The organism is Singulisphaera chitinilytica (assembly GCF_049331405.1).
In the GTDB taxonomy this organism is placed as follows: Bacteria; Planctomycetota; Planctomycetia; order Isosphaerales; family Isosphaeraceae; genus PoT.
In genome coordinates this window covers 7,555,049-7,567,837 of sequence record NZ_CP186274.1, presented here as the reverse complement: position 1 = coordinate 7,567,837, position 12,789 = coordinate 7,555,049, and the positions used below count along the sequence as shown (strand labels likewise).

At 61.7% G+C, this 12,789-nt stretch carries 8 protein-coding genes and 1 pseudogene; all 9 read right to left on the bottom strand.

Going from position 1 to position 12,789, the window contains the following annotated elements; genetic code table 11:
• Positions 1–52: 52 nt before the first annotated feature.
• The gene (locus tag ACOYYX_RS29580) at positions 53–1,777 is read right to left on the bottom strand and encodes a TolC family protein (protein ID WP_422926301.1); all 1,725 of its coding nucleotides are present in this window, start codon (positions 1,775–1,777) and stop codon (positions 53–55) included.
• A 1,766-nt stretch (positions 1,778–3,543) separates the two neighbouring features.
• Complete coding sequence (locus ACOYYX_RS29575; RefSeq protein WP_422926300.1) at positions 3,544–5,538, bottom strand: heavy metal translocating P-type ATPase; 1,995 nt, start codon at positions 5,536–5,538, stop codon at positions 3,544–3,546.
• 122 nt (positions 5,539–5,660) lie between these two features.
• Entirely contained in the window at positions 5,661–5,840 is a 180-nt protein-coding gene (locus ACOYYX_RS29570; protein ID WP_422931675.1) for a transposase, read from the bottom strand.
• A gap of 144 nt (positions 5,841–5,984) precedes the next feature.
• The gene (locus ACOYYX_RS29565) at positions 5,985–6,383 is read right to left on the bottom strand and encodes a hypothetical protein (protein ID WP_422926299.1); all 399 of its coding nucleotides are present in this window, start codon (positions 6,381–6,383) and stop codon (positions 5,985–5,987) included.
• A gap of 188 nt (positions 6,384–6,571) precedes the next feature.
• A pseudogene (locus tag ACOYYX_RS29560) lies at positions 6,572–7,700 on the bottom strand (ISAs1 family transposase).
• Positions 7,701–7,881: 181 nt separating this feature from the next.
• Entirely contained in the window at positions 7,882–8,469 is a 588-nt protein-coding gene (locus ACOYYX_RS29555; RefSeq protein ID WP_422926298.1) for an ANTAR domain-containing response regulator, read from the bottom strand.
• Positions 8,466–10,682, bottom strand: a complete 2,217-nt coding sequence (locus ACOYYX_RS29550) for a PAS domain S-box protein (protein ID WP_422926297.1) — start codon at positions 10,680–10,682, stop codon at positions 8,466–8,468. Before ACOYYX_RS29550 ends, ACOYYX_RS29555 begins: the two co-directional genes overlap by 4 nt.
• Positions 10,679–11,428, bottom strand: coding sequence for a response regulator (locus ACOYYX_RS29545; protein WP_422926296.1), 750 nt, complete (start codon positions 11,426–11,428; stop codon positions 10,679–10,681). Before ACOYYX_RS29545 ends, ACOYYX_RS29550 begins: the two co-directional genes overlap by 4 nt.
• Positions 11,421–12,608: a protoglobin domain-containing protein gene (locus ACOYYX_RS29540; protein WP_422926295.1), complete on the bottom strand. Its 1,188-nt coding sequence runs from the start codon at positions 12,606–12,608 to the stop codon at positions 11,421–11,423. The genes ACOYYX_RS29545 and ACOYYX_RS29540 overlap by 8 nt, the downstream gene beginning before the upstream one ends.
• Positions 12,609–12,789 lie beyond the last annotated feature (181 nt).

Genomic DNA, 12,789 nt, shown 5'->3' with positions numbered 1-12,789 from the left:
GCTCCCGATTCGGCATCTCAGAGACGTTCGTACGCCATTGTTCCGGCCCATCTCAGGAGGCCGGCCTGGGCGCGGCCCTAGGGGTATTCCGGCCCACGGGTCTGGCGGCATCGGGCTTCGGGACTCGAGGACTCGTGGGAACGCCAACTCCCGCGTCGGGATCGGGGACTCGCTCGGGGGTGACGGTCATCCTCTCACCGGGGGGCGTGACCCCCTCGATGGGGACCGGCCTTGCGAGCGTGTCGGCCGGGGGCTGGCCGAGCGCCACGTACAACTCGAACTGGGCGCGGTTGTAATCGACGATTGCGTCGAGGTAGGCATAGCGGGCCCTCGCGAGCAGCCGCAAGCTGTCCACCGTCTCGATCGCCGGTGCGACCGTGTTCTCGATCCGGAGCAGGTCCTCGCGAAGTCCCGCCGTCCCGCTCTTCACGGCCCGCTCGGAGATGCCAATCTTGGAGAATTGAGCATGTGTCTTGGCGTAAGCCTCGGCGACCTCGGCGCGGACCTGGTCCAGCACGGCGATCTGCTGATACTGGGCCACGCCGAACCGGGCCTTGGAGACGTTGATCAGCGAGAGGTTGCCGACCCCCATGTTCTGCAAGGTCCAGTAGGCCATGACGTCGAAGTCGGACCGGCCGCCGAATCCTCCGAAGACCGGCCGGACGAGGTTCGACCCGCCGCCGAACCCGCCCGAACTGTACCCGATCAGGATCGTCGGCGAGAACGGCAAGACCTTGGCCCCTTCCAGGGCGAGCATCGCCTCGCGGATCGCGGCCTGCCGCTCCTTCAGCTCCGGCCGCTGGAGCAAGGAGAGGGCGATCAGCTCGCCCAGCGGCATGGGATCGGGAACTATCGGTTGGGGGACCACGAAGGCATCGGTTGGGTGAAGCCGCAGCGACGGGTCGAGGAAGAGGACGTTGCAGAGCCGCGCCGAGGCCGTGAGGATGTCCCCCTCGGCCTGCTTGATGTCGGCCTCTCGCGTCTCGAGCTCCGTCAGGGCTCGGTGGGCGTCGGCATGGCGACCCTGCCCAGCGTTCGCATAAGCGGCGGTCAGTTCGGCGATCCGACGAGCCTCGTCGCGAACCTGGAGCGCCACCGCGCGGCGGCCTTCGGCCCGGAGCAATTCCGAGTAGGCCAGCGTCGTCTTGAGGAACGCCTGGTTCCGCACGGCGACCGCGCCGAACTCGCGCTGGGCAACGACCTGGCGCGAGACGAGATATCCATAAACGCCGACCGCGACGTTCCCTTCGAGCACGACGCCCGGCACCCCCACCGTGCCTGCCGCGACCGCACCCGAACCGGCCCCGACGTAGAGCGCCGAGCGGTTCACCGAGAGGATGTTGCCGTTCGACTGCTGGAGTGGCCCCGTGTGCGTGTCGTAATTCATACCGTAGTTGATCGACGGCAGGATCTGGGCGGCGGCGAGTTGGCGGAGCGCGACGGCCTCGACCACGCGCTGGCGGGCGATCGAGAGCTGCGGGTTCTGGGCCCCAGCGAGTCTGAGCGCCGTGCCAAGGTCGAGCGGCCGGATGTTCGAATCGAGGATCGTCTCCGGAGCGGTCGGGATCGTCACCTCAGGCTCGGTCGAATCGACGGCCGGCCGCGCGGGCTTGACCGCCGGACGTCCGGCTCTCGTCGCGACGGTGCGGGCCGCGGGCGCGGCGGCGAGGGTCGGCCTCGCACCGGGCTCGGCGGATCCGGCTCGGGGACCTTCCGCCCCGATCGCGGCGAGGTAAACGGTCGCCACCGCGATCGAGACCTTGGCGTGGTTTCGCATCCGAACTCCTCTCATCATTCCTTCGCCTCGGCGTTAAGTCGTCCTGGAATGACCGGCATGAGGCCCGTCCCCCTCTCAATGTTGTCCGTTGATGCCGCCGGGGAGAGCACCTCTCCGGGATTCGCATTTAAGCGGACACGGCCGTTCGTGGCCGCGCCATTCGTTTCATACTTCGCAGCCCCGTGAGCAGGCATGACCGCTACGATCACACATCCGAGACCATCGGCCGGAGGCGATCACAGACTCCGATTTTTCGAAGTAATCATTCAAGTCTTGATTCGAAACGAAGCCCTTAAGGGATCATCTCGTTGAAAGCTCATGGAGAGATGAGGAGATCTGCGCGGGCGTCGCCTCGACGTCATCGCCAGGGGCTGGCGTATCATGCTCGAAGCGGGCGCCGCGTTGCGAGGGGGGGACCGCAATACGGCATTGAAGTCTTGGACTATCGTCGGGAGGTTCGGTGGCGACCCACGACCGGCGATGCACCTTCGGCATCCGGGATGGTTCTACGCATCAACGGACGACTGAAATTCGCCGAGACCACGGCCTTCGCCTTCCAGAGGACCGTTGGTCGGCTGGCGCCGCCCATACCCGTCCCCGAATATCGCTCTATACAGCCGCATCAAAGCCCGAAATGCATGAAGACGTAATCAGTCGTCCATTGCAAAGAATCGAGCGTGCACTCTCGACGCGCAGCCCGAGAGCGAGGTCAAATTCAGGGCGAGGATGGCCGAGAGACTGGACGTGGAAACGTCGGCGGGGGAAGGCTTAACAGCGTAGCGGGATCAAGGGATGGAGATCGAATCGACGGCTGAAACGATGTGAACGATGTGCCGATGAAAGATCATCGAGTGGATGCGTGAATCGAGCGTTGCCGTACGGCCTGCGATGGGGCCCGCCATCGACCGGCGACTCTTGCCGTGACGAGCGAACATCCACGATAGAGACCGTCCGATGCCTACCCCGCGGACGGTTGGCCAGGTGCGCCCCGGAGAAATAGTCACGCTTGGCCCCCGGGCTCGACGGCATGGGTACCGTCGGCACGATGCCTGCCCATGTGAGCAGGATTGCCAGGATGACCTTGGTTAAGGCTCGCACCGGGAAATATCTCCCAAGACCACGCTTAGGCACTTCTGAAGTTATATCGTTTTTGAGGTAGGAGTCAATTGAATCTCAACGCATGTCTTTTAATCCAATTGCCAACCATTATGATCAAAATACTGTAGTTTTCCGATGAGATCCTAGCCACAAACTTGGGGAGATCCTGTTCCTGGCCCTCATGCCGTACGTCATCGGCTTGCAAGGGAGTTAGGACACCGTTAACGCTAGAAGCCGACATGAGTCCGCGGATCAGGCTGAAGAGATGCACACCCGTTTGGCCAATCAGGGCACCCTCACGAATACAGTTAGAAGCGATTGAGCTGGATATGGGTATCGTTCACGACGGAGTTAGAGATCCGCCAGAACGTCCGGAGGCCAATGGCTCCAAACTCTCGGCCATGAACACCTCCCGCCACCTCGGCTACGTTTCTAGTGGACATCGACCACGCGTTGAACGTTGAGTCGACAAATCAGGAGCAATCGAAAAACTTTGGTCGTAAGTCCCTGAGAAAAGGTGAGTCGCTGCGAGTCGGCCTGTCGGAGATATCTCCTGCGGAGACACCGGCTCCTCAAGATTCAATGGCCCATGGTGAGAGCCGCTGAACAACGACATCCCTGCCATCGACATACCGCCAATCGCGGCTGGGAGTCGTTGCAAGAAAGTCTCATGCTTGTTTAATTTGCCTCGAGTCGATGGCGGACGGAGCGGTGTCTTGCGATCCGTAGTCTTCCAACGCTTTTTGAGGTCTCCCGGCGCGGAGGGCATTGAGCACCGCCACGACATCGATGACTTCTTGTGAGATCGCCCCGAGTACGGGCGGTAGAAACCCGAAGGCGGCCAATATCATGCCGGCCAGGCTAAAAATCATGCCGCCCACCGCGCTTTGCAGGGCGATCCGCCGCATCCGAAGGCCGATATGCAGTAACTGATCCACCCTTCCCAACATGTTGTCCATGATAACAGCGCCGGCTGCCTCGCTCGTCACTTCGCTCCGCTGGCCCATCGCTAACCCGACGCTTGCAGCGACCATAGCCGGGGCGTCATTGATGCCGTCCCCGACATAGATCGTTGGGTTACGTAACGTCTCCTCACGGACAATGGCGAGTTTTTCTTCAGGGCTCTTCTCCGCATGCAACTCGTTGATGCCCACGCGCTTGCCCAGGTACTCGACCTCTGACCGACGATCGCCAGAGAGGAGCATCACTTTCTCGAAGCCGTGCATCGGGCCCAGATGACCTACGAAAGCGGCACCTTCAACGCGAGGTTCATCTCGGAATCGATAAGTGGCCGCATAACGTCCATCGATCAGGATAACGCATTCCAGCCCCCCAGTCCGCGGCGGCAGATCGGCTTGGAACTCGGGCCTCTCGGCAATCAGTTTTTTGGCACTGGTAATTTGGAGAGAATGACCGGCGACTTTACCCAGCAGCCCTTCGCCGGGATGTTCCTGCACGGATTCTGCGGGGATGAGGCCGAGCCGCATAGTCTCGGCCGCCTCGATCATCGCAGTCGATAGGGGATGCTTCGAGTAACGTTCCAGGCTGGCCGACCATCGCAGGACCTCTCGCGAGTCGAAGGACGGATCGACGTACTCCTCGACCAAAAGCGGCCTGCCATATGTGAGGGTCCCCGTCTTATCGAAAATCATCGTCCTGCAGCGGCCGATACGTTCCAACACCGCCGGATCCCGGACCACGATGCTGTGCCGCGCCGCCAGCGAGATCGAGCCGATGATCGCCACAGGGATGGCGATCAGCAGGGGACATGGCGTGGCGATTACGAGCACAGCGAGGAAACGGGTCGCCTCACCGCTGATAAGCCATGCCGCCAGGGCTATGGCCAGGGCGAGAGGCGTGTAGAGTGCACCCAACTGGTCGCCGAGCCTTCGCAGCCTGGGGCGCTCCTGCTGTGACTGTTGCATGACCTGCATGATCCGGGCGTATCGGGAATCAACGGGCAATCGCACCGCACGTATGCTGATCGCCGACTCGCCGTTAACCGCCCCGGATAGGACCTCGGAGCCGATCGATTTGGAGACGAGATAGGGCTCGCCCGTTAGATAGGACTCATCCATGGTGCCGTGACCTTCGATGACAATGCCATCGACCGGGCAGAGTTCATTCGGTAGCACCACCATCACGTCGCCGATCCGAATTCCCTCAAGCGGGATGTCTTCGATTCCCGATTCGCTTCTTCGATGCGCGATGGACGGCGAGCGGCGAGATAGAGCGTCGAGCACGGACGATGCTTTGCGGACTGCGAACGACTCCAGGGCTTCTCCGCCCGAGAGCATGAGGACGACCAGCGTCCCCGCGAGGTATTCGCCGAGCAGCACAGCGGTGATGATCGAGATACCGGCCAGCAGATCCGACCCGAATCGTCGCTGGAACAACCGCAAAACCAATTCGACGACGAGGGGGCACCCGCCGAAGCCCAACGCAATCCAAAGTGGCCATCGAGCCGTGGGTTCCCCTAGACTCATGGGAAAACGCATCAGCAAATAAAAGGCGATGCACAAGAGCGTGACAACAGCTATCGCCGTATGCCTTCGTTCCCACCAGCCTTGAAGTAGCTTCCTGCTCGCCGGAATGCCCGAGCCGGATTCCCGTGCCTTCGTCGGCATTAATCCCGCTTGCGAATCTAACGGGATGGACTCCATGATGATCTCGTCTCTCACTTTGCCCGACTCGCCACGAAGAACCCGCGGGCCCACAGGTGTCGGCCGCTGTCGGGCCGCTTCGGGTGACTATACTCCTGCATCGGCCGCCGCGAACTCTTTCTCTACAGCTGATTCGTCATGTAGCTCGCCGACAAGCGCGGAGGGAAGGAGACGAACAGGTGCACTTCATCGGCGCCGCCATGCCCCTTGAGGATCTCGACCTCCAACTCCGCACGGATCGTCCGAACGATTTGGAGAGACCGGAGGCCGACGTCAACTCTCAGTAACTTTTTACGGTACATGTTGGTGATCCACACCAGGTGGAACTTGATCTCAAGGCGGTTGCGGACGATCCTTCGGCAGTGCTCCATCCCGGGAGCCTACTTGAAGTGGCCGCACCAATACAAAAAAATTACACATATCAGCAATCGATAAAAAAGACTGGTTCACTTGTCTTGTGCTCGCAACTCCTTGTGGCAGTTCACGCAATTCGCCGTAAGGCTGAGATAGGCAAGGGTTGAACCTTCGATGTTCTTCTCGTCGGCCTTTTCATCGAGTTGTGCGAGAAGCTCTTCGAACTCGAGTGTATAAAAGCTGTATCTTGTCATGACGGGGCGGCTCATCGACGGCCACTCGGGCGACTCTTTCATCGCCTTGAGCTCGGCCGTTGCCTTCTTGATCTGCGAGAAGTCGGCTCGCGTCAGGCCCTCAAGTATTTCCTTGGAGTGGACCAATTTCTCTCGCATGAATTCGGTACGACCACGTCGCTTCTCCTGTGCGAGGACGAGGACGCTCGCCGCGAGCAGGACCAGGAACGTCAATCCGAAACGTTTCGCATGAGTCATCGGTCTCACCTCCCCACCATGTCGGGTGCCGCGAGGATGGCCGCAGGCTTCACGCCAGGGCATGCTTACGCCAGCTTTTATGGATGATCGACGCCGATTGGGCCCGAGGACGGATCAAACGTTGTATTCACCGAATTGCACATTAATAGACCCGGTCGCCCCTCAACTCAGGGCGATTGCACCATAAGTTACTTCGAGAATAGCACTTGCTCGAGATAAGCATCGCTCGTCGCCGCTATCAATCTCTTGCCCTTCAATCCGATCTTCTCCGACTTGTTGTTCTTCAGTAGGCTCAACGCCGTCCGACGCAACGCGCTGAAGTTCGCGTCCGCGTGGCCTCGCCGCAGACGGCTCTGGTCCTCGCCGAACGTCACGTCCAGCGACCAATGGCAGCTGTTCTCGATCGACCAATGGCCCCGCACCGCCGCAGCGAACCCCTTCGCGTCAAGGTCGCGGCTCGTGATGTAATAGCGCACGTCGCCGCTGGGCTTGCCGCCACGCGTCCCCTCGCCGATCGCCACGCCGATCCGCCTCAGCCCCGGCCAGCGGCCACGGTCGGCCAGGGCCTCCGGGGCGTCGCAGATCAGGTACGTCCTCGTCTCCTTCCGCCCGTGACCCTTCTCGCTCGACTCGTGCTCGCCCGCCGCCACCTTCGCGAAGCCGTCCTCCACGTGCTTCAGGAAGAACTCCTCGATCGCCGCGTGCAGCGTCGGCTGGTTCCCCTTCACCGCCAGCACGTAGTCGGCCCCGCCGGCCACGATGGCGCCTGCGATCTCCGTCTGGCAGCCCATCGCGTCGATCGTCACCAGGGCCCCGGAGATCTCCAGCATCTGCAGGAGGACGGGGATCGCCGTGATCTCGTTGCTCTTGGCGTCGGTGACCACCTGGCCCAGGCTGACGTGGTTGGCCGTGGCCCAGGCGCTGACCATGTGGATGGCCGACTTGCCCGTGCCCTTGTCGAAGCTGCGCTCGAGCCGCCTTGCCGTCGATGGCGACGACCTGGCCGGCGGTGATCTCGTGGAGGGCCGTGATCCAATTCAGCAGGCACTTCTCGAACTCGGCGGGCCTGATGGCGGCGAGGACGGCGTTGAAGCGGTCGTGCGAGGGGATGCCGCTGTCGAGGTCGAGGAACCTGGCGAGCCAGTCGCGCTTGTGCCGTGCCCAGGCGGCGATGGAGACGAAGTCGTCGGCTCCCGCGATGACGGCGCAGACGGCGATGGCGACGATGTTGACGAGCGGGTAGATGACCCGGCCTCGGCGCGGTTCGGTGAGCTCGGAGAAGTGTCGCTGGATCTGAGCGGACTTGGCCCGAGCCATGATGGATGCCCGTCGAGCATGGGCGTCTCGCGCCCCGGGCTCTTGCCCGGGCCGTCGCGATCCGCCATGCTCCAGTTATCACATATTACCCAGGGTGGCGCAATCGCCCTGACCCTCAACTCGAGAGCGAAATAGGGCGTTGTACATGCGGCGACACGAATGTGAGGCCCGCGGTCCACAGTTATCCCCCATAAGCCTCCTCGGCCATGACGAGCATGCGGGCAATCTCGATGAGCTTCTTGTTCTTGTCGCTCGCCAGCTTTTGCAAGCGGCGGAAGGCATCATGTTCGTCGAGGCTTGCCTTCTTCATGAGCAGTCCCTTCGCCTTCTCGATGACCTTGCGATCTTCGAGCGCCTGCTTCAGGTCGGCAGCCTCCTTCTGCAAGGCCTGAAACTGATCGAATCGACGTATGGCAACGGCAATCGCCGGCTCGAGGTCCGCTTGCTTGATCGGCTTCACCAAATAGGCCATCACGTAATCCCCATCGGCGCGACGGACCGTGGTTGTGTCGTGGTGGGCCGATACGAGAATGACGGGGACGGCAGCATCCTTGTACAAGCGGGCAGCCGCATCGATGCCATCCATGTCGGGCATCTTGATGTCGGTGATGACGAGGTCCGGCTTGGTAATGCGACAGCTTTCCACCAACTCGAGCCCCGTCTTCGCCGCCGCGACTACCTCGTGCCCCAGGTGTGGCAGGATCGTGGAGAAATAGTCTCGCATGTCGGCCTCGTCGTCGGCGACAGCGATGCGTAACGATCGATTCATGGCTTCCCCCGAGGCAATGTGATGATGAACTCCGCTCCCCGATCGACTCGCGTTCCCACCTCGATCGTTCCCCCATGGGCGTCGATGATCCTACGGACGATGGCCATGCCCAGCCCGGTCCCCTTCGTCTTGGTCGTGTAGAATGGCTCGAAGATCCTGTCCAAATCCTGCGCGCCGAGTCCCGGCCCATTGTCGCAGATCGCAATCTTCACGGCGGACTGGCCGTTCAACTTGGTATCCGAACAACCGATATCGACCTCGACTGGATCCCGGCATGCGGCTAGGGAATTCTCGAAGATATTGCGGAAGACCTGTCCCAGGCGGAACGGATCGGCGGCGCATCCCAGATGCGTCCCATCGCAATCCTCTCGGAGCCTCGCACTGCGGCCTGCATGAAGAGGCTCCAGTGTCGCCCATGCCTCATGCCAGACCTCGGCGAGATTGCAGATGCATCGTTCCAAGCGAATGGGCGCCGCGTATTCTCGGACGCCCTCATAAAGGTAATGGAGGTCGTCCTGTGCCCTTTGGAGCCGAGTGATGAGGTCGAGCGCCTTGGGCCGATCCTGGACGTGCAGGGCGAGCATCTCGAGGCATGCTTGACTGCGTTGTAGGGCATTGCGACTCTCGTGGGCCAGGCCCGCAACCATCTGGCCGATTGCCGCAAGGCGCTCGGCACGCAGGGCGCGCTCCTGGGCCTCTCGGAGGTCCGTGATATCCTGCCCAATCGCGAGGATGCCTGTCACCTTCGATTCGGCATCCTTGAGAATTCGATGCGACCAACGAACTTCCCGCTCCTGCCCACCTCGCGTGATGATCGTGTTCGACGTTCCCGTCGCGAGTGTATCCCCATTACTGTGCACGAACGCTTCTCGCAGACTCGCCTTCTCTCTGGCCGGAAGCAGGGTCTCGAAGAAGTCGCGATTTGAAAGCGATCCGGCGGGATACCCGCAGAGATCCTCGGCGAACCTGTTCGAGCGGCGGATGCGTCCCGCTGGGTCGAGCACCAGCACCATGGCCGGCGCCGCCTCGATCAGGCCCTCGATGAAGTCTCGCTCCCGGCGCACCTCGCGATCCGCCCGCTTGATCTCGGACAAATCAAGCACGATACAAATATACTTATCGCCACCTCGTCCCAGTCTCGCATAACCAATCAATACTGGTACGAGCGCACCATCTTTTCGAATGTATTCCTTCTCGTAAGGCGAGCAAGCCCCGTAGTTAATCGCCTCTGCGATCCCTTGTTCATCGAGCGGCCAATATTTCGACGGGGTCATCTCAGTCCGTCGCACTTCCCCGGCTTCCAGCTCTCCCCTGCTGTAGTCCAGGATCCGAAGTAGCTCGTCGTTGGCTTCGAGCCAATTCCCGTCGCGATCGCTCGTGCCGATTCCTACGATTCCAGCCTCGAAGAGTCGCCTGAACCGCTCCTCACTGGCCCGCAACGCCTCTTCGGAACGTTTTCGTTCGGTGATGTCGCGATAGCTTGCGACGATCGCCTCGACGCCGGGCACATCGAGCAAATCCTGCCCTACGGCTTCGATATGTCGCCAGGTGCCATCCGCGTGGCGCAGTCGGAACTCCGCGGTGATCTGGACGCCTCGTCGTCGAGTCGTCTCGTCAAGGAAGGCCCTCTTGAGCAGGAGGTCGTCCGGGTGGACGATCGCGTCGCGGAAGACGTTCTGCCCGACGCGGACATCCGACGAGTAACCGAGCATGCGCTCGATGGAAGGGCTTTGATAGAGGATGGTCCCGTCCCGGTCGAGTGCGGTGATGACGTCCGAGGAATTCTGGATGAGGATCCGGGACCGTCTCTCGGCGATTCGCAACGCTTCCTGGGCCTCGCGGTAGCTCGCGATGTGTCTGAGCCTGGCCTTCAGTTCTTCAGCGGCGATGGGCTTCAGGATATAGTCAGTGGCTCCTTGCCTGAGGGCGGAGACCGCACCGCCCAGGTCGGAATAGCCAGTGACGATGATCACGGCGGCGTTCGGGGCGATGGAGCGCAGGCGCGGCAGGAGTTCGTCGGCGGTGGAGTCGGGGAGTCCGCGGTCGAGGATGATGGCCGACACGGACGACCAGTCGGGACGGGCCAAGGCCTCGGCGGCCGATCCCGCCATCTCGACGCGATGATCGTCCAGCTCAAGGATATCGCAGAGATTGCTCCGCGTGTCCGCATCATCTTCGATGACCACGATATGTAGAGGTTTCACCGAGGTCATCGCGAAGCTCCCTTCGTCTCCATCAGATGCCCGAGGGTCTTCAGGAGACCGGGGACGTCGAACGGCTTGTAGCAAGCCGCGTCGGCGCCCTCGGCGAGTACGCGATCGATGAGGCCGTCCATCTCAGGACGGCAGCCGGTGATCACTACGGTGCGGGCCTCGGGGACGGCCCCGCGGACGAGCCGGTATACCTCGGACCCGTCGCCATTCGGCAGTTTCATGTCGATCAGCGCGAGTTGATAGTTCATCCCACGAAGTTGCTCGGAGGCGCCAGCCGCGTCGTGGGCTAGCCCGACGCGGAAGCCGTGCTCTCGCAGTACGTCCCACAAGCTCCGGCAGAGCTCGCGGTCGTCATCCACCAGCAGGACCAGCGGCTCGTCGTTCGCCAGGCCGACCAGCTTCAGGAGTGTCGACATGTTGACGGGCTTGGGCAGCACGCGCCAGGCCCCGGCATTGAGCGCCTCGCCGGATGTTACTTCGCCTGCATAGGCCGTGACGAGGATCGCCACCGTCTCGGCCCGCAACTTCTTGATCTCGCGATAGAGGGTCAGGCCGTCCATCCCCGGCATCTTCAGGTCGAGAATCGCGACATCATAATGACGCTCCCGGATGAGATCCAGCGCCAAGAAACCATCGTAGGCGCTATCAACCCGGTAGCCGAAGTCCACAAGGATGTCGGTGAGATTGCTGCATATGTCCCGCTCGTCGTCGACGACCAGGATACTCGGCACGTAGGAGTCAGACACGTGACATCCCCCTCGATGACGTCGTGGCGGCCAGCAACCGTACCGTGAAGACGCTTCCCTTGCCAAGTTGACTGTCCACCCGAAGGCTGCCCCCGCTCTTATCGAGGATCGTTCGCACGATGGCAAGGCCGAGACCAAGGCCGCGTGACTTGGTCGAGTAGAGAGGTTCGAGGATACGCGAGAGGTCCGCCTCGGGGATGCCTATGCCGGTGTCGGAGACTGCGACTTCGACCACATCGTCGATGTCGCTCCCGCTGATCGAGAGGTCCCCGCCGTGGATCATCGCATCGCGTGCGTTGCGGATGAGGTTCCCGAAGACGATCCGGAGTTGGTCCGCGTCGGCCAGAGCATCCCTCAGGCTCGGCGGGAACTCGAGCAACAGGCGGATGGACTTGCTCGGGGGATAAGCCTCGAGGGCCTCGAACACGCAAGGCTCGACCGGGACGGGGGCCAGGGAAGGCATCGGCATCCTGGCGAAATCCGAGAGCGTCTTGATGACGCCATCGGCCAGTTCCACCTGCCTTTCAATCCTGCTGAGATGCTCGGCCTTCTTCTCCGGCGTCGGATTGCGAGCATTGAGCAGATAGTAGACCGATGTCTTCACCACATTCAGGGGATTGCGAAGCTCATGGGCCACCCCTCCAGCAATCTGGCCGAGCGTCGCCAGGCGTTCTGTATTCTGCAGGCGCCGGGAGTACTCGGCCTGATACGCCCCTTCAATGATCGCCAGGTCGAGGTCGAGGAGCTTGTCGAGCGACCTGGTCGTCTCGTTGAAGAGGCACGCATCCCCATCCCAGCGGGCCTGAAGCGACCGACTCAGGCCCGTCCTGAGCCGAGAAAGCGCGACATTGGTGTAGACCTGTTCGAGGCCGATCTCGACATGCCGCTCGCCGACCTTCCGACGACGTTCGACGTATGCATCGTCGTACTTACCCGAGAGCAATTCGCGGACCCAACGCAGTAACGTCCCCTTGAGTCGCTCAATCTGGGGTTGCCCGCCGGTGATAACCTTGCTCGCCTCGGGGTGGCGCTCAATCTGTGCGTAGAAGTCGTCGATGAGGCCGGGGAGGTCCTGGTCGATCAACGGGGCGACGGCCGCGATTCGAGCCGCGTCGTCCTCCGCCCATCCAACGTATTCCTGAAACTCTCGGTATCGTTCGAAAAGTTGATCACTTTCCATGCGTGTCCTCAGGTCGCGAGCCAGGGAATGATGTGACCGAGCGATTAAGTTGCTCGGACAAGGGCTCTCTCGACCCGAGTTCGTACCGCCACGTCATGAGCGATACGGACGCTGATTTCTAGGCTACACGACGAATGATCCGCTGAGGAGCCCCGAGCTCGTCACGCGATAATTTTCCCCG